Genomic DNA, 17,255 nt, shown 5'->3' on the forward strand with positions numbered 1-17,255 from the left:
CGGCGTGTGAACGGCGGGCCTGCACCCTCGCAGGCGTCTCAGGCGACCTGCTTCTTCTCGTCCTTGCGGAGGGGAAGGATCGAGTCCGGCGGGATGCCGCGCTTTTCGGCGCTGGCCCGGACCCCCTCGCGCAGGGTGGAACTGCGCTTCAGAAGCTTCCGGAACCGCGCCTCGTCGAGGATCAGCAGCGTCGTCGGCACGATCGCACGGGCCTCGACCCGGCGCGGCCTGCGGGTCAGCAGCGCCATCTGACCGAACATCTCGCCCCGGCCCAGGCGCCAGCTCTGCCCGGCGTTCTCGAGCTCGACCGCGCCGGTCGCGATGAAATAGACGCTGCGCGGGGCGCTGTCCTTGCGCATCAGCAGCGTGCCCGGGTTGACGTAGCTGGCCTTGAGCGACTTCGCGAGGTGCCGCGCGGCTGTGTCGCTGAGGTCGGCGAACAGCGGGAACTGCCGCACCAGCTCGGTTCGCTGCAGCGCGACGTCGAGCTTCGGGCGCTGCTCGGCGGCGGTGCGGCGTTCGTCGATGTCATGCATCAGCGTGGTGTGCAGCTCGGGGCCGATCAGCCCGTCCTCGCGCATGGCGGCGTATTCGCGTTCCTCGAGCCGCAGGGCAGTGCGGCGGATGAAGCGGCGCTCGATCTCTTCGGCATAGCCCGGGTACTGCAGCCGCAGCCCGTCGAGCGCGGTCTCCACCGCCTCCATGCGGCGGCTCAGGAGCTCGGTCAGCAGGTCCGAGACGCGGCGGCCGTGGATCCGGCGGATGCGGCCGTGGATGAAGCCGTCGAGGTCGCGCAGGATCAGCTTCTGGGCCAGCAGCAGCTCGAAGCGGTCGGCGGTGAGCCGCGCCAGCGGGTGCGAGAGCCGCAGCCTGTTGTGCAGCATCACCGCGAAGGTGAAGCTCTTGCCGTAGGCGGTGCTGCGTCGCCCGGCGCGGCCATAGCCACTGCGGCCGTTGCTGCGCGTGGCTTCGATCAGCCGGTCGACGTCCGAGAGCAGCCGCTCCGCCAGCCGCGACGAGACCGAGTGGTCGCGCACCCGTGCGATCACCGTGTCGCGCTCGGCGCCCGCCAGTGCGATCAGCCCGAGGGTGATGCGGTCGCGGTCGAGGATCTCGGTGTTCTCCTCGGCGTCTTTCACCGCCGCCTCCAGCCGGTCGCCGGCGCGCTTGGCCTCGCCCCGCACGATCTCGCGGTCGAGGTCGTAGTTGGCGGTGGTCTTCGCCACGTCCTCGCGCACCGTCTGCAGGGCCACGGCGATGACCTGCTTGGACAGCGCCTGGTCGAGCGGCGACAGCCGGTCGAGCCCGAGCCGCCGGATCACCCAGCGCAGCGTCGTCCCCTGCACCAGCAGCGTGAACAGCGTGAAGCCGGTGGCGAGGATGCCGACCAGCCGCTTGATCTCGATCGGGACACGGAAGTTCTCGGTCACCGCGAGCGCCAGTGCCAGCGTCACCGCGCCGCGCAGCCCGCCCCAGAGGATCGCGACGCGGTAGGGGCGTTCCACCACCGGCGAGACCCTGAGCGCCGACAGGAGAGGCAGCAGCCCGAACAGGATCACCGCCCGCGCCACCATCGCCGCCAGCACCACCACGCCCACGAGGATCACGTCGCTGAGCCGGAACTCTTCCAGCATGCGCGGGATCAGGAGGGCGGCGAGGATAAAGATCAGCGCCCCGGCCCAGTGCGCCAGCAGGTCCCAGACCTCGCGCAGGTTGGTCCAGGCCTGCGGCGGCAGCCGGCCGGGCCCGACGATGTTGAGCGTGAGACCCGCCGCCACCACGGCGATCACGCCCGAGGCGCCGACGCTCTGTTCGGCGATGATGTAGGCGAGGTAGGGCACCGCAACCGAGATCGACTGTTGCGCCAACTCGTATTGCTCGAAGAGACCCATCAACCGCAGCATCACCCGGCCGACGATCCAGCCGGTCAGCGCGCCGCCGGCGATGAGCACCGGGAAGCGGGTCAGCGCGTCCTCGAGCGTCGGGTCGGGCAGGCCCAGCATGACGAAGCCGAGGAAGAAGCCGAAGAGCGCGATGGCGGCGGCATCGTTCAGCAGGCTCTCGCCCTCGATGATGCGCGCCAGCCGGCGCGGCGCCGACAGCGAGCGGAAGATCGAGATCACCGCCGAGGGATCCGTGGTCGAGACGATGGCGCCCACCAGCAGGCAGGCCACCAGCGGCAGGGACGAGGCCCAGGACAGCGCGATCCCCACGGTCAGCGTCGCCACGATCACCGCCACCACCGCCATGACGAGGATCGGCACCCAGTCGTCGGCCATGCGTCGCACGTCCATGCCCAGTGTCGCCTGGAACAGCAGGGTGGGCAGGAATACGTAGAGGAAGACGTTCGCCCGGATCGGCAGGTTGATGATCGTCTCCGCCACCGGGTTCAGCGCATCCGTCAGCGACGTTCGCAACAGGAAGATCGCCCCAGCGGCGATCAGTATGCCGAGGACGGCGAGGATCACGCTGTACGGCAGCTGGAGCCGGGCCGCGAGCGGCTCGGCCATGCCGATCACGAGAAACAGCGAGGCGATGACAGTGGTGACCAGAACGATGTCCATGGGGTGCAAATAGGGGCAAAGGCGTGAATTTCGAAAGAGGCCTTTTGTCGGAGGCCCGCAGTTTCACGCAACTGTGCCCCGCCTGCGCGCGACACTCCGCCAGTACCGGCGTTCCGGGCGGCGAAGGGCCGCGCGAAAGCTGGGCAGAGGCCCCGGTCTGACGCGGGCGTGAAGGGGCATCGCATTGCACGGTCGAGGCCGCCGGGATAGGCTCTTGGAAAGCAGACAGGAGATGATCGGCATGGCAGGCAAGGCATCGGGGTATCTTCGCAGCACGGCGCTCGCGCTGGTTGCTTTGGCTGGGCTCGCTGGTCCGGCTGCGGCGGAGAGCCTGTCCGGAGACTATCTGGCCGCCCGCCAGGCAAGCTTCTTCGGCGATTTCAAGGCCGCGGGTGACTATTACGGCCGGGCCATCGCCTTCGATCCCGAGAACCCGGCCCTGCTCGAGCGCGCTGCGCTGGCCCACCTCTCGCTCGGGGACATCCCCCACGCGGTCGAGCTGGCCGAGCGGCTGAGCACGCAGGGCTACCAGAGCCAGATCGGCCACATGGCGCAGATCGCCGACCTCGCCAAGCGCGAGGATTACGCCACCATCCTCAGCCGCATCGACGAGCAGACCGCCATCGGCCCGCTGGTCGACGGGCTGGCGCGTGGCTGGGCCGAGCTTGGCCGTGGCGACATGAGCGCCGCCCTCGTCGCCTTCGAGGCGATGGCGCAGGAGCAGGGGCTGCAATCCTTCGCGTCCTACCACAAGGCCATGGCGCTGGCCTCGGTCGGCGATTTCGAGGGGGCGGAAACGATCTTCGAGGCCGGCGACGCGGGCACGCTGCAATTCACCCGGCGCGCGGTGCAGGCACGGTCGCAGATCCTCAGCCAGCTCGACCGTCAGGACGACGCGGTGGCGATGATCGACGAGGGCTTCCCGCCCCCGCGCGACCCTTCGCTGGAACAGATGCGTTCGGCGCTGGTGGCGGGCGAGAAGCTGCCCTTCACCTACGTCAACTCGCCCCGGGACGGCATCGCCGAGGTGTTCTACACCGTGGCCGGCGCGCTCTCGAGCGAGGCCAACGACGATTTCACGCTGCTCTACTCGCGCATCGCCGAGTACCTGCGCCCGGACCATTCCGGCGCCATCCTGATGTCGGCGAACCTGCTGGAAAGCCTCGGGCAGTACGATCTTGCGGTCGACACCTTCAAGCGCGTGCCGCGCGACGATGCCGACTATTTCTCGGCCGAGCTGGGCCGCGCCGAGGCGCTGCGCTCGGACGGCAAGCCCGACGCCGCGGTCGAGGTGCTCGAGCAACTCGCGCAGACCAACGGCAACCAGATCTCGGTGCAGTCGGCGCTTGGCGACATGATGCGCCAGCTCGAACGCTACGATCAGGCGGTCGCCGCCTATGATGCCGCCATCTCGGGCTTCGTCGAAGAGCACCCGGCGCAATGGTTCCTCTACTACGCCCGCGGCATCGCCAAGGAGCGGCTCAAGGACTGGCAGGCGGCGGAAGCCGACTTCCGCAAGGCGCTCGAGCTCAACCCGGGCCAGCCGCAGGTGCTGAACTATCTCGGCTATTCGCTGGTGGAGCACCACGCCAAGCTCGACGAGGCGCTGTCGATGATCGAACAGGCGGTCGCGACCGAGCCCCAGAGCGGCTACATCGTCGACAGCCTCGGCTGGGCGCTTTACCGGCTGGGCCGCTACGAGGATGCCGTCGCGCATATGGAGCGCGCCGCCGAGCTGATGCCGGTGGACCCGGTGGTCAACGACCACCTCGGCGACGTCTACTGGGCCGTCGGGCGCACGCTCGAAGCCGAGTTCCAGTGGAAGCGCGCGCTGAGCTTCGTCGACTGGGAAGAGGCCTCGGACGAGGTCGATCCCGAGCGCATCCGCCAGAAGCTGAAGGTCGGGCTGGACCAGGTGCTCTCCGAAGAGGGCAAACCTCCGCTCAAGGTTGCCAATGGCGAATAGGGTCTTTGCCCCGGCCAAGATCAACCTGACCCTCCACGTCACCGGCCGGCGATCTGACGGCTACCATCTTCTGGACTCGCTGGTGAGCTTCGCCCCGGTGGGCGACTGGCTGACGGTGGCGCCGGGGGACGGGCTGACGCTCGAGGTCTCGGGGCCCGAAGCTGCCGGCGTGCCCGACGACATGAGCAACCTCGCACTCCGGGCGGCCGCACTGCTTGCCGGGCACGAGGGGGCTGCCCTGACGCTTGAAAAAAACCTTCCGGCGGCCTCCGGCATCGGCGGGGGCTCTGCCGATGCGGCGGCGGCACTGCGGGGCATCGCCACCCTGTCGGGCGAGATCCCGCAGGGGTTCCTCGAACTTCCCGACCTGCTGATGCACCGCCACGCCGAGCGCATTCTCGGCCTTGGCGCCGACGTGCCGATGTGCGTGCTCTCGCACCCGCTCCGGGCCCGCGGCATAGGCGAGCGGCTCGGCCTCGTCACGCTGCCCGACATCGCGGCAGTGTTGGTCAACCCACGCCTGCCGGTGCCCACGCCCGCGGTGTTCAAGGCGCTCGAAACCCGGGACAATCCGCCGATGCCCGACACGCTGCCCGAGTTTCCGGACGCGGCCTCGCTCATCGGCTTCCTCGCCAGGATGCGCAATGACCTCGAGGCGCCGGCCCTGAAGGTCGAGCCCGGGATCCGCGCGGTGCTGGATGCGCTGGCGGGGCAGGGCGGTTGCGGGCTGGCGCGGATGTCGGGATCGGGCGCGACCTGCTTCGGGCTCTTCCTGTCGGAAGATGACGCCAGGGCGGCCGCGCAGGCGCTGACCGAGGCGCATCCCGGCTGGTGGGTCGCCTCGGGTGTTCTCGGGGATTGCTCGGAGCTGGCGCTGCCGCGGCCTCAGTAAAGCCGCGCCACCACGAAATCGGCGAGATCAATGAGCAGGTCGCGCAGTTCCGACTGCGGCAGCTCTGTCATTGCGTCCTTTGCCTTTTCGGCCCAGGCCAGCGCATCGGTGCGGGTGTCCTCGAGCGCGGCGTGGGCGTTCAGCAGCTCCAGCGCATGTTCGAGATCGCCGTCGCGCTGGTCGCCCTTCTCGATCGTGCGGACCCAGAAGGCGCGCTCTTCATCCGAGGCGCGGGCCACGGCCTTGATAAGCGGCAGGGTCAGCTTGCGCTCGCGGAAGTCGTCGCCGACGTTCTTGCCGGTGGCCGAGCTGTCGCCCTGGTAATCGAGCAGGTCATCGGCGATCTGGAAGGCGATTCCCAGCGCGTCGCCGTAGGTGAAGAGCGCCTGCACCTGCTCCTCCGGAACGCCGGCGATGACGCCGCCGACCTCGGTCGCGGCCGAGAACAGCGCCGCGGTCTTGCCACGCACCACCTGCAGATAGATCTCTTCCGTGGTCTTCAGATCCTGCGCCGCGGTCAGCTGCAGCACCTCGCCCTCGGCGATGGTGGCGGCAGCGTTCGACAGGATGTTGAGCACCCGCAGGTTGCCGGGCTCGACCATCAGCTGGAAGCTGCGGGCAAAGAGGTAGTCGCCCACCAGCACGCTGGACTTGTTGTCCCAGAGCAGGTTGGCGGTGGGGCGGCCCCGGCGCTGGCTGCTCTCGTCGACCACGTCGTCATGCAGCAGCGTCGCGGTGTGGATGAACTCGACGGTCGCGGCGAGGTGCACGTGGAACGGCCCCTGGTAGCCGCAGAGCCGCGCCGAGGCGAGCGTCAGCAGCGGTCGCAGCCGCTTGCCGCCCGCTTCGACGAGGTGCGCAGTGACCTCGGGAATGCGGGGCGCGTGTTTCGAGGCCATCCGCTCGCGGATCAGCGCGTTGACGCCGCCCATATCCTCGGAAAGCAGTTCTGCGAGCCGGTCATGCGGCTTCTTGTTCGGCGTATCCAGACCCATCAAACCCTCGGCATCAGGCTCGACAAGGCGGCTGCCCTGTCCTTACATCCCCTTCATGGAAGAGCTTCTTCGCACCAACGACATAACGCTGATCCCGCTGGTCAAAACCCTTCTCAACGAGGAGGGTATAGACAGCTTCGAGCTGGACGTAAATATGAGCGTGCTTGAAGGCAGCCTAGGCATTCTGCCGCGCCGCCTGATGGTCCGGGCCGACCGCATCGAAGACGCCCGACGGGTGCTCCGCATGTACGGGGTCAAGTTTGAGGGCTGATCCGTTCCCCGACGACGCGCTGGTGCGCAACGCGTTCCTGGGCGGTCGCGTGCAGCTCTGGCAGCCGCTAGAGGGCTACCGCGCAGGCATCGACCCGGTGCTGCTGGCGGCAACGATCCCGGCCCGGTCGGGCGAAAGCGTGCTGGAGCTTGGCTGCGGCGCGGCACCGGCGCTCTGCTGTCTTGGGGTGCGGGTGCCGGGTCTGAAGCTGGCCGGGCTCGAGATCCAGCCGGGCTACGCGGCGCTGGCGCGGCGCAACCTCGAAGGCAACGGGCTCGACGGCGAGGTGTTCGAGGGTGACATCGCCACCCCTCCCGCCACGCTGCGGGCGCTGACCTTCGATCACGTTCTCGCGAACCCGCCCTATTTCGAGGCCGATCGCCGCAGTGCAGCACCGGACGTGGGGCGCGAGATGGCGCTCGCCGGTCCGGCGCCGATGGCCGCTTGGGCGGCGCTCGCGGCGCGTCGGCTGCGGCCCAGGGGCACCATGACCTTCATCCAGAGGGTCGAGCGGCTGCCCGAATTGCTGGCCGCGATGCAGGCGGTTTTCGGCTCACTGGAGCTCTGGCCGCTGGCGCCGCGCGCCGGGCGGGCGCCCCGGCTGATTCTTGCTCGCGGTCGCAAGGGTGGGCGGGCGGCTTTCCGCTTTCACCCGGCCCTCGTGCTGCACGAAGGCGCGCGCCACCTTGAAGATGGCGAGGACTATACCGACGTCATCAGGGCGACGCTTCGGGAGGGCAAAAGGATGGATTTCCCGGTGTGATCGCCCGGTGTTGACGCATGGTAAAGGATTCTTCAGCACGTTCGCATCTGCAGCGTGACTTGAATCGCCGGATGTGCTGCACTGGAAGTTCTAACCCGGCACAAGGAGGAAAGAATGAGCTTGAGTTCGCACCTGCAGGAACTGAAGAAGAAACACCAGAACCTCTCAACCGCTGTGGAAGAGATGCAGCGCAGTCCGGGCGTGGACGACCTGCATGTCGCCGCCCTGAAGAAACAGAAGCTTCGCATCAAAGAAGAGATTACGCGGCTCAGCGGACATCCGAACTGATCCGGCATAACTGCTGACGAACCGGTCTGGTGGTCTCACGGGGGCTACCGGGCCGGACCCGAGATACCAGAAGCCTCTGTCGAACCCGCTGCGGTCCGACCATATCGTCGTCAGATTCACTTAAGAATTCTCTACATTACAGCCAATTTCCTGCCTGCCGAATTCATTAGTCCCTCTTACATGACCTCTGGTGCCCGGGCCGCCGGGCCGATCAATCGTTGATTGGCTCGAGCGTGCTCTCCAGTTGCTCCCGCAGATGCGCGTGCTGCTGCGGCAGCTTGAGCGCCTCGCCAAGGTGCGCGGCCTCTTCGTCGCGTGCAAAGCCGGGCTCGGCGGTGGCCACCTCGAACAGCACCCCGCCGGGGCTGCGAAAGTAGATGGCCCAGAAGTAATCCCGGTCGATCTGCTCGGTCACGTCGAATCCCTGCGCTGTCAGCGAGTCGCGCACCCGCGCCTGCGCATCCCGGTCAGCCACCGAGAAGGCCACGTGGTGCACGCTGCCCGCGCCCTGATCGGCGCTCGGCAGGTCGCTCTGCACGAGATCCACGATATCGGCGCCGTTGCCATCGGGCATCCGGAAACGCGTCACCGGTCCGTCGGAGGCCTCCTCGACGTATCCCATGAAGCCCAACAGCTCGGCGGTGGGCGCGACGTCGCGCAGCCGCAGCTCGACCGAATGGAAGCCGCGCAGCGCCGCGTCCCCGGGCACAGAGCCGCCGGTCCAGGGCGTGCGGGCGTCGTCACATTCGACCAGAGACAGGTCGTCGTCGTCGGGGCCGTCGAGCTGCAGACGCGCCTCGCCGAAACGCGTCGCCTGCGTCGTGGGGGTGCGCCCCGCGAGCCGGTCGGCCCAGTAGGAGAGGCTGCCCTTCGGCACCGCGAAAGCGGTGGTCGAGACCTCGCCCGTGCCCGGCGTCCGGCGCTTGGCGTTGGGGAAGGGGAAATAGGTCATCACCGTGCCGGGGGCGCCGGTCTCGTCGCCGTAGTAGAGGTGGTAGACCTCGGGCCGGTCGAAGTTCACCGTCTTCTTCACACGCCTGAGCCCGAGCAGGTCGGTGAAGAAGGCGTTGTTGCGGGCGGCACTGGTGGCAAGTGCTGTCACGTGGTGCAGGCCGGCGATATCCTCGATCATGGCATCTCTCCTCTGGCATGTGTCGGGGATATAGGGCGCCGCCCTGCGTCCGCCCACTTGCGCAAGCTCGCGGGCATGAAAAAGCCCCGGCGCGGCACGCCGGGGCGAAGATAGTGGCCGCAGGGGCCGGATCAGACGAAGAACTGGCCGCCGTTGGCCGAGATCGTCGAGCCGTTGATGAAGCCCGCCGCGTCGGAGGCGAGGAACACCACGCAGCGCGCGATCTCTTCGGGCTCGCCGAGACGGCCTGCGGGGATCTGGGCGATGATCGACTCGCGCACCTTCTCGGGGACGGCCATGACCATCTCGGTGGCGATGTAGCCCGGGCAGATGGCGTTGGCGGTGATGCCGGCGCGCGCGCCTTCCTGCGCGAGCGACTTCACGATGCCAAGGTCGCCGGCCTTGGTCGCGGCGTAGTTGACCTGCGCGAACTGGCCCTTCTGGCCGTTGATCGACGAGATCACGATGACACGGCCGAACTTGCGCTCGCGCATGCCGGGCCAGACCGGGTGCACGGTGTTGAACACGCCGGTGAGGTTGGTGTCGATCACATCCTTCCACTGCTCCGGGGTCATCTTGTGGAACGGCGCGTCACGGGTGATGCCGGCATTGGCCACCACCACATCAATCGGGCCGAGATCGGCCTCGACCTTGGCGATCCCTTCCTTGGACGCCTCGTAATCCGCCACGTTCCACTTGTAGGTCCGGATGCCGGTCTCCTCGGTAAAGGCCGCGGCCTTCTCGTCGTTGCCCGCATAGGTTGCAGCAACCTCATACCCCTCGGCTTTCAGCGCTTTGGAAATCGCTTCGCCAATACCGCGGCTCCCGCCGGTGACCAGTGCAACTCTCGCCATAAAATTTTCCTCCGTTCTGGCAGATCGTCTTTGGAAACATCGTTACTTATCAATTCGTGATCGCGCAACAATGTTGCTCTGTATCGTCCAACTTAGTCAAAGAGGGCTGGCCGCCCGCTTTTGTCTCGTCCGGTGTACCCGGCACTTTCTGCGGATCCGTGAAACCGCTCCGGAGAGCAGTGCGCCGTGGGCATGTCCTTGCGCGCCGCGCGGCGGGGGCCGGCGACCGGGTCCTGAGCTTGAGGGTGAAAGGGGAGATGCGGAATGACCCGGACCTTCCGAGAACAGGGCGGGGTTTCGCCAATGGGGACGATCCGCGCCGGGTCTTCGCAAGCTCTGGTCATGTGAGAGTGCCCGGGGGGCTCATCGCCCCCCGGTCCCGTTCTGTCAGTCGCGTTCCACGCAGAGCGCAACGCCCATGCCGCCGCCGATGCAGAGCGTGGCGAGGCCTTTCTTGGCGTCGCGGCGCTTCATCTCGAAGAGCAGGGTGTTGAGCACGCGCGCACCGGAGGCCCCGATCGGGTGACCGATGGCGATGGCGCCGCCGTTCACGTTCACGATAGACGGATCCCAGCCCATGTCCTTGTTCACGGCACAGGCCTGTGCGGCGAAGGCCTCGTTGGCCTCGACCAGGTCAAGGTCATCGACCGTCCAGCCGGCCTTTTCCAGCGCCTTGCGCGACGCGTAGATCGGGCCCACGCCCATGATCGACGGGTCGAGACCGGCGGTGGCGTAGGAGGCGATGCGCGCGATCGGCTCGATGCCGCGTTTCGCGGCGTTCTCGGCCGACATCAGCAGCACGCCGGCTGCGCCGTCGTTGATGCCCGATGCGTTGCCCGCGGTGACCGAGCCATCCTTGCTGAAGGCCGGGCGGAGTTTCTGCATGTTCTCGATGGTGGCACCGTGACGGATGTACTCGTCCTTGTTCACCACGATCTCGCCCTTGCGGGTCTTGATGGTGTAGGGGATCACCTCGTCGTCGAACTTGCCGGCGGTCTGGGCGGCCTCGGCCTTGTTCTGCGAGGCCAGCGCGAACTCGTCCTGCATCTCGCGGCTGATCTGCCACTGCTGCGCGACGTTCTCGGCGGTCTGGCCCATGTGGTAGCCGTTGAAGGCGTCCCAGAGGCCATCGCGGATCATGGTATCGATGTAGGTGACGTCACCCATCTTGTAGCCGTTGCGCAGGTTCTGCGCGTGGGGCGACATGGACATGTTCTCCTGCCCGCCGGCGCAGACGATGTCGGCATCGCCCAGCATGATGTGCTGTGCCGCCAGCGCCACGGTGCGCAGGCCCGAGCCGCAGACCTGGTTGATGCTCCAGGCGGCGCTTTCCTTGGGAAGGCCGGCGTTGATGTGGGCCTGACGGGCCGGGTTCTGGCCCTGGGCGGCGGTCAGCACCTGCCCGAGGATGGTTTCCGAAACCTCTCCCTTTTCGATGCCGGCGCGTGCAACCAGTGCTTCGAGCACGGCGGCGCCGAGATCATGCGCCGGGGTGTTGGCGAAGCTTCCCCCGAAACTGCCGACGGCGGTACGGGCCGCGGATGCGATGACGACATTGGTCATGGATTTTAGTCCTCCAAGCAGAACGAAACGCGGGAGGCCAGATCATCGGTCAAAGGCCGCCCTCCTTGATCTTGCCCATCGTTCATAGCGTGCCGCTGAGGCAGGGGACAGGGGGAGGTTGCGGAAAACACGCTCTGGTAGCGCAAATGCTAGCGCAAAATCCCGACGGCGGTGTATCGCGGGGGCCGCGGAGCCGTTCGACTCAGGCGCTGGCGCGTTTGGAGGCGTCGTCGCGCCATGTCGGGCTGACGGTGGGGGCGCCGTAGTAATAGCCCTGCAGGCAGTCGATTCCGATCGCGGTCAGGTACTGCGCGTCGCTCGCGTTCTCGACCGATTCGGCCACGGTGAAGAGGTCGAACTGCTCGGCGATCGAAGCAATGGCGCGGGTCATCACCTGGTTGTCGGGGTCGTGGGCGATGCCGGTGATGAACTGGCCGTCGATCTTTAGGATGTCGAAGTTGAACTCCTTGAAATGGCGCAGGGCGGTGTAGCCGGCACCGAAATCGTCCATCGCGAAGGAAATGCCCTGCCGCTGCAGGTCGTCCATGAAGCTGATCACCAGCTCGGGCACCAGCATCGCCGACGATTCGGTGATCTCGAGAATCAGCCGCTCGGCGACGGTCGGATCCCCCGACAGGCCGCGGTGCAGCGTCTCGGTCCACTTGCGGTAGCCGATGGAGCGGGCCGACATGTTCAGCGACAGCCGCAGCCCGGGTTCGGAGGCGAGCTCGGCCAGCCCCCTTTCCAGCGCGATGCAGTCGAGGATGCGCCCGTGCTCGGTGTCCTCGATCAGCGGGATGAATTCGCTCGCAGGGACGATGCGCCCGGTCTCGTCGAGCACCCGGACCAGCCCCTCGTGGAAGGCTGCAAGCGCGGGCTCGCGCGCCTGCACCACCGGCTGGAACGCCAGCAGCACGTCGCCATGCGCGATGGCCTCGCGCACCGTGTGAAGCATCCTGCTGTCGCGCCGGGCGAGCGCCATATCCAGTGGGTTCTGGCCATGCATAGCGATATGGTCCAATAGGGTCCTTGTGCGTGGCCGCAGCTTTGCTGTCGGTCGCGCGTTCCTGCTGTGAGCCCCGGTATCCGGCATGATGCCCGGTCCGATCTACACCACGATTCCGCAGCGGCCCCGGCCGAAGCGGAGCGGGTGTCGCGCCACTCTGCCCGACGCCGCTTAATCGCAGGTAAAGGCGGGCCCGGATCGTGCCTGTCCCCGGTGGGGAACAGGGTGTTGACTCCCCCGGGAAAGCGCATATAAGCGCCGCTTCATTGGTGTTGGTGGCCCCCGCAAGGGGATGCCCTGTCGCTTCGGCCAAATCCGGAGAGAGGACAACGCCCTTCGAAACCTAGAGCGAAGGAGATCAGCCGTGACCAAACGCACGTCTGCCAAGTACAAAATCGACCGCCGTATGGGCGAGAACATCTGGGGCCGTCCGAAGTCCCCGGTCAACCGCCGCGAATACGGCCCCGGCCAGCACGGCCAGCGCCGCAAGGGCAAGCTCTCGGACTTCGGTCTGCAGCTCCGCGCCAAGCAGAAGCTCAAGGGCTACTACGGCGACCTGACCGAGAAGCAGTTCCGTCGCATCTTCGGCGAAGCAGAGCGTATCAAGGGCGACACCGGTGAGCTGCTCATCGGCCTGCTCGAGCGCCGTCTCGACGCCGTCGTCTACCGCGCCAAGTTCGTGCCGACCGTCTTCGCTGCCCGCCAGTTCGTGAACCACGGCCACGTGCTCGTGAACGGCCAGCGCGTGAACATCCCCTCCTACCGCGTGAAAGAGGGTGACGTCATCGAGGTCCGCGAGAAGTCCAAGCAGATGGCTCTCGTGCTGGAAGCCGCACAGCTTCCCGAGCGCGACGTTCCGGACTACCTCGAGGTGGACCACTCCAAGATGACCGCGACCTTCGTGCGCATGCCGGGCCTCGCAGACGTGCCGTACCCGGTGCAGATGGAACCGAACCTGGTCATCGAATTCTACGCGCAGAACTGATCTTCATTCCTGCGCTTTCCAATCGGAAGAGGCCGTCCCATCCGGGGCGGCCTTTTTCGTTTGCCGGACGGGTGCCCGATTATTGGGCGCGGGGGTCGTGCCGGACGGCCCTCAGATATTTTACCGATTGATAAAAAAATTGACCTATGGAACGCTTTCCCCATCAGACATGGCAGCGGGAGGCGACCGATGGATGTGAAGGCTCTGGTTCCGGGCATCGTGCCGGGACGGATGGACAAGGCTCTGATCGAGGCGGGGTTCGCGGACCTGCATCCGCCGCTCGACGATCACGAGGCGCTGGTGGCGGCGGACCGCTGCTACTTCTGCCACGACGCACCCTGCGCGACGGCCTGTCCCACGACGATCGACATCCCGCTCTTCATCCGGCAGATCGCCACCGGCACGCCCGAGGCCGCGGCGCGGACGATCCTGTCGCAGAACATCCTTGGCGGGATGTGCGCCCGGGTCTGCCCGACAGAGACGCTCTGCGAAGAGGTCTGCGTGCGCGAGGTGGCCGAGGGCAAGCCGGTCGAGATCGGCCGTCTTCAACGCTACGCCACCGACACGCTGATGGCCGCCGACGTACATCCGTTCGAGCGCGACGCGCCGACCGGCAAGCGCATCGCGGTTGTGGGCGCGGGGCCGGCGGGGCTCGCCTGCGCACACCGGCTTGCGATGATGGGGCACGACGTGGTCCTGATGGACGCGCGGCCCAAGCCCGGCGGGCTCAACGAATACGGCATCGCCGCTTACAAGAGCACCGAGAACTTCGCCGCGCGCGAGGTCGAGTGGCTGATGCAGATCGGCGGCATCGAGCTGCAGAGCGGCGTGGCGCTGGGCCGCGACGTGACGCTCGGGTCGCTGCAGGCCGAGTATGACGCGGTGTTCCTCGGGCTCGGGCTCGGCGGGGTGAACGCGCTGGGCGTCGAGGGCGACGACAAGGCGGGCGTCGGCGACGCGGTCTCGTTCATCGCCGACCTGCGGCAGGCCTCCGATCTGGCGGCGCTGCCGGTGGGTCGCGACGTGGTGGTGATCGGCGGCGGCATGACCGCGGTCGACGCCGCGCTGCAGTCGAAGCTGCTGGGCGCGCTCAACGTCACCATCGTCTACCGCCGCTCGCAGGAACGCATGGCCGCCTCGCCCTACGAGCAGGAGCTGGCGCAGGCCAGGGGCGTGCGGATCATCTGTAACGCCTCGCCGGTCGCGGTGCATGGCAACGGCTCGGTGCGTGAGCTCGAGTTCGAGTTCACCGCCGACGACCTCGCCCCGACGGGCGAGCGGTTCCGGCTTCCCGCCGACCAGGTCTTCCGCGCCATCGGGCAGACCCTCACCGGCGACGGGCTGCCCGAGCTCGAGGGCCGCAAGATCGCGGTGGACGGGACCGGCCGCACCTCGGTGCCCGGGGTCTGGGCCGGCGGCGACTGCGCTTCCGGGGGCGACGATCTGACGGTGACCGCCGTGGCCGAGGGCCGCGACGCGGCAGAGGACATCCATGCCAGCCTGATGGAGCAAGCAAATGGCTGATCTTTCGTCGAACTTCATTGGCATCAAGTCACCCAACCCGTTCTGGCTGGCCTCGGCGCCTCCGACCGACAAGGAGTACAACGTCCGCCGCGCCTACGAGGCGGGCTGGGGCGGCGTCGTGTGGAAGACGCTGGGTGAGGAAGGCCCGCCGGTCGTCAATGTGAACGGCCCGCGCTACGGCGCGATCTGGGGCGCTGACCGGCGGCTGCTCGGGCTCAACAACATCGAGCTTATCACCGACCGCCCGCTCGAGGTGAACCTGCGCGAGATGAAATCGGTCAAGCGCGACTACCCCGACCGCGCGCTGGTGGCCTCGATCATGGTGCCCTGCACCGAAGAGGCGTGGAAGGCGATCCTGCCGCTGGTCGAAGACACCGGCGCCGACGGCGTCGAGCTCAACTTCGGCTGTCCGCACGGCATGTCCGAGCGCGGCATGGGCTCGGCGGTGGGGCAGGTGCCAGAGTACATCGAGATGGTGACCCGCTGGGTAAAGCAGTACACGCGCATGCCCTGCATCGTGAAGCTCACGCCCAACATCACCGACATCCGCAAACCCGCCATGGCGGCCCATGCGGGCGGTGCCGATGCGGTGTCGCTGATCAACACCATCAACTCGATCACCTCGGTCGACCTCGACCTCTTTGCGCCCGAGCCCACCATCGACGGCAAGGGCGCGCACGGTGGCTATTGCGGCCCGGCGGTGAAGCCCATCGCGCTCAACATGGTGGCCGAGATCGCCCGCTCGCCCGAGATGCGTGGCCTGCCGATCTCGGGCATCGGCGGCGTGACCACGTGGAAGGACGCGGCCGAGTTCATGGCTCTGGGCGCGGGCAACGTGCAGGTCTGCACCGCCGCAATGACCTATGGCTTCAAGGTGGTGCAGGAGATGATCTCGGGGCTGTCGCAGTACCTCGACGAGAAGGAGATCGCGCTTTCCGACCTGATCGGGCGCGCGGTGCCCAACGTCAGCGACTGGCAGCACCTCAACCTCAACTACATCTCCAAGGCCAGGATCGACCAGGATGCCTGCATCTCGTGCGGGCGCTGCTATGCCGCCTGCGAGGACACCTCGCACCAGGCCATTGACATGTCCGAGGACCGGGTCTTCACGGTCAAGGACGACGAATGCGTGGCCTGCAACCTTTGCGTGAACGTCTGTCCCATCGAGGGCTGCATCACCATGGAGCGCATGGAGGCCGGAGCGATCGACCCGCGCACGGGCCGCGTCGTGCAGGCCGAGCCCGCCGATTGGACCACGCACCCCAACAACCCGATGGCGCTAAAGGCCGCGGAGTGAGGCGCGGGGGCCTCGTGCCCGCCGTCGTTTGACCGGATCATGAGAAGGGCCGGGCCGCGCAACGCCGCGGCCCGGCGTCGTCTTGAGACCGGGCATCGCCCACCGCGTCGTGCCGGACGGGGCAGGGGGCAGAGAGCTTATGCCTCAGCGGTGGATGCGCATCCGGCGGGCGGTGCAGACCACGAGGTAATGGTCGCCGCATTCCAGCAGGTGGAAACCCCGCGCGCGGACCGCCGCCCGCAGCGCCTCGTACCCCATTTCCCGCTCCACATCCTGCTTGCTGCGCCGCACCACGCCGCCGTCGCGCATCGCCATGGCAGAGAAGAGGCGCGCCTGCCAGGCATGGCTGCGGGCACGGTCAGGGGCGGGAGGGGGTGAGAAGCGGTCGGGCTCTGGTCTCATGCCGGAAGCATCCGGCGATTCTGGTTAATCGCTGGTTTCCGCGGGCGTCAGAAGCTTGCGGAACAGCTGCTCCACATGGGCGTTGGCATCGGCCCAGCCGCCGCTCTCGTCCGGGACAAGCACCCGGATCTGCGCCTCGAAATCCGCGTAGTGCTGGGTGATGGCCCAGATCGACAGCACCAGCTGCCGCGCGTCGGTCTGTGCCAGCCGGCCATCCGCGGCCCAGCCCTCGATCAGCGCGCATTTCTCCTCGAAAAGCGGCTTCAGCGTGGATTCCAGGTGCGGCGCCATGCGGGGCGCGCCCTGCAGGATCTCGTTGGCGAAGAGCCGGCTTTCGCGCGGGTACTTGCGGCTCATCTCCATCTTGCGGCGGATGTAGCCGAGGATCTCCTGCAGCGGGTCGCCGTCCGGGTCCATCTCGGCCAGCGGCGCCAGCCATTCGTCCATCAGCGCGTTGAGGACGGCGACGTGGATCGCCTCCTTGCCGTCGAAGTAATAGATCAGGTTCGGTTTGGACATGCCCGCCGCCTCGGCGATCTGGTCCAGCGTGGCGCCCCTGTAGCCGTGCTGCGAGAACACCTCCAGCGCGGCGGTCATGATCTTCTTACGGTTGCGCAGCTGGATGCGACTCGGCTTCTTTACGGCACCGTCTGCCATGCACTCCTTCTCCGCTCAAATTTCGGGCAGAGGCGCCGGCATACCGCCTGCATTCCGTGCCGCCCCCGTCAGACAATTCTTGACTCGTTCCGGGGG

At 67.3% G+C, this 17,255-nt stretch carries 16 protein-coding genes; 8 read left to right on the forward strand and 8 right to left on the reverse strand.

Going from position 1 to position 17,255, the window contains the following annotated elements:
- Window positions 1-38: 38 nt before the first annotated feature.
- Complete coding sequence (locus tag BLQ77_RS09685) at window positions 39-2,564, reverse strand: cation:proton antiporter (protein ID WP_089958455.1); 2,526 nt, start codon at window positions 2,562-2,564, stop codon at window positions 39-41.
- A 241-nt stretch (window positions 2,565-2,805) separates the two neighbouring features.
- Here BLQ77_RS09685 and BLQ77_RS09690 point away from each other — a divergent pair, with 241 nt between their 5' ends.
- Both BLQ77_RS09690 and BLQ77_RS09695 read left to right on the forward strand, forming a co-directional pair.
- Window positions 2,806-4,530, forward strand: a complete 1,725-nt coding sequence (locus BLQ77_RS09690; RefSeq protein ID WP_089958458.1) for a tetratricopeptide repeat protein — start codon at window positions 2,806-2,808, stop codon at window positions 4,528-4,530.
- Entirely contained in the window at window positions 4,520-5,422 is a 903-nt protein-coding gene (locus BLQ77_RS09695; RefSeq protein ID WP_089958344.1) for a 4-(cytidine 5'-diphospho)-2-C-methyl-D-erythritol kinase, read from the forward strand. Before BLQ77_RS09690 ends, BLQ77_RS09695 begins: the two co-directional genes overlap by 11 nt.
- On the opposite strand, the gene BLQ77_RS09700 is transcribed toward BLQ77_RS09695, so the two are convergent.
- On the reverse strand, window positions 5,416-6,417 hold the full coding sequence (locus BLQ77_RS09700) for a polyprenyl synthetase family protein (protein ID WP_089958346.1): 1,002 nt from the start codon (window positions 6,415-6,417) through the stop codon (window positions 5,416-5,418). The genes BLQ77_RS09695 and BLQ77_RS09700 overlap by 7 nt on opposite strands.
- Window positions 6,418-6,472: 55 nt before the next feature.
- Here BLQ77_RS09700 and BLQ77_RS09705 point away from each other — a divergent pair, with 55 nt between their 5' ends.
- The 3 genes from BLQ77_RS09705 to BLQ77_RS09715 all read left to right on the forward strand — a co-directional run bounded on the left by BLQ77_RS09705 (window position 6,473) and on the right by BLQ77_RS09715 (window position 7,739).
- Window positions 6,473-6,688 carry a putative signal transducing protein gene (locus tag BLQ77_RS09705; RefSeq protein WP_008886994.1) on the forward strand — a complete coding sequence of 72 codons (216 nt, stop codon included), beginning with the start codon at window positions 6,473-6,475 and terminating at the stop codon, window positions 6,686-6,688.
- The gene (locus tag BLQ77_RS09710) at window positions 6,678-7,451 is read left to right on the forward strand and encodes a tRNA1(Val) (adenine(37)-N6)-methyltransferase (protein ID WP_089958349.1); all 774 of its coding nucleotides are present in this window, start codon (window positions 6,678-6,680) and stop codon (window positions 7,449-7,451) included. Before BLQ77_RS09705 ends, BLQ77_RS09710 begins: the two co-directional genes overlap by 11 nt.
- Before the next feature lie 114 nt (window positions 7,452-7,565).
- Complete coding sequence (locus BLQ77_RS09715) at window positions 7,566-7,739, forward strand: YdcH family protein (RefSeq protein WP_008886459.1); 174 nt, start codon at window positions 7,566-7,568, stop codon at window positions 7,737-7,739.
- 211 nt (window positions 7,740-7,950) lie between these two features.
- Here the strand turns inward: BLQ77_RS09715 and BLQ77_RS09720 are convergent, their stop codons facing one another.
- The 4 genes from BLQ77_RS09720 to BLQ77_RS09735 all read right to left on the reverse strand — a co-directional run bounded on the left by BLQ77_RS09720 (window position 7,951) and on the right by BLQ77_RS09735 (window position 12,294).
- Window positions 7,951-8,871, reverse strand: a complete 921-nt coding sequence (locus BLQ77_RS09720) for a VOC family protein (RefSeq protein WP_089958352.1) — start codon at window positions 8,869-8,871, stop codon at window positions 7,951-7,953.
- 131 nt (window positions 8,872-9,002) lie between these two features.
- Window positions 9,003-9,725: an acetoacetyl-CoA reductase gene (phbB, locus tag BLQ77_RS09725; protein WP_008887042.1), complete on the reverse strand. Its 723-nt coding sequence runs from the start codon at window positions 9,723-9,725 to the stop codon at window positions 9,003-9,005.
- Between the two features lie 387 nt (window positions 9,726-10,112).
- Complete coding sequence (locus BLQ77_RS09730; RefSeq protein WP_089958354.1) at window positions 10,113-11,288, reverse strand: acetyl-CoA C-acetyltransferase; 1,176 nt, start codon at window positions 11,286-11,288, stop codon at window positions 10,113-10,115.
- Between the two features lie 202 nt (window positions 11,289-11,490).
- Complete coding sequence (locus BLQ77_RS09735; protein WP_089958357.1) at window positions 11,491-12,294, reverse strand: EAL domain-containing protein; 804 nt, start codon at window positions 12,292-12,294, stop codon at window positions 11,491-11,493.
- Window positions 12,295-12,658: 364 nt separating this feature from the next.
- On the opposite strand from BLQ77_RS09735, the gene rpsD reads away from it, so the two are divergent.
- The 3 genes from rpsD to preA all read left to right on the forward strand — a co-directional run bounded on the left by rpsD (window position 12,659) and on the right by preA (window position 16,100).
- Window positions 12,659-13,279: a 30S ribosomal protein S4 gene (gene rpsD, locus BLQ77_RS09740; protein WP_008886937.1), complete on the forward strand. Its 621-nt coding sequence runs from the start codon at window positions 12,659-12,661 to the stop codon at window positions 13,277-13,279.
- A gap of 189 nt (window positions 13,280-13,468) precedes the next feature.
- The gene (locus BLQ77_RS09745; protein WP_089958360.1) at window positions 13,469-14,803 is read left to right on the forward strand and encodes an NAD(P)-dependent oxidoreductase; all 1,335 of its coding nucleotides are present in this window, start codon (window positions 13,469-13,471) and stop codon (window positions 14,801-14,803) included.
- Window positions 14,796-16,100, forward strand: a complete 1,305-nt coding sequence (preA, locus tag BLQ77_RS09750; protein ID WP_008886918.1) for an NAD-dependent dihydropyrimidine dehydrogenase subunit PreA — start codon at window positions 14,796-14,798, stop codon at window positions 16,098-16,100. The genes BLQ77_RS09745 and preA overlap by 8 nt, the downstream gene beginning before the upstream one ends.
- 144 nt (window positions 16,101-16,244) lie before the next feature.
- Here the strand turns inward: preA and BLQ77_RS09755 are convergent, their stop codons facing one another.
- Together BLQ77_RS09755 and BLQ77_RS09760 are read right to left on the reverse strand one after the other, a co-directional pair.
- The gene (locus tag BLQ77_RS09755) at window positions 16,245-16,502 is read right to left on the reverse strand and encodes a hypothetical protein (RefSeq protein ID WP_089958362.1); all 258 of its coding nucleotides are present in this window, start codon (window positions 16,500-16,502) and stop codon (window positions 16,245-16,247) included.
- A gap of 24 nt (window positions 16,503-16,526) precedes the next feature.
- Window positions 16,527-17,159: a TetR family transcriptional regulator C-terminal domain-containing protein gene (locus BLQ77_RS09760; RefSeq protein WP_089958365.1), complete on the reverse strand. Its 633-nt coding sequence runs from the start codon at window positions 17,157-17,159 to the stop codon at window positions 16,527-16,529.
- Window positions 17,160-17,255: the final 96 nt, after the last annotated feature.

The organism is Salipiger thiooxidans (assembly GCF_900102075.1).
Lineage (GTDB): Bacteria > Pseudomonadota > Alphaproteobacteria > Rhodobacterales > Rhodobacteraceae > Salipiger > Salipiger thiooxidans.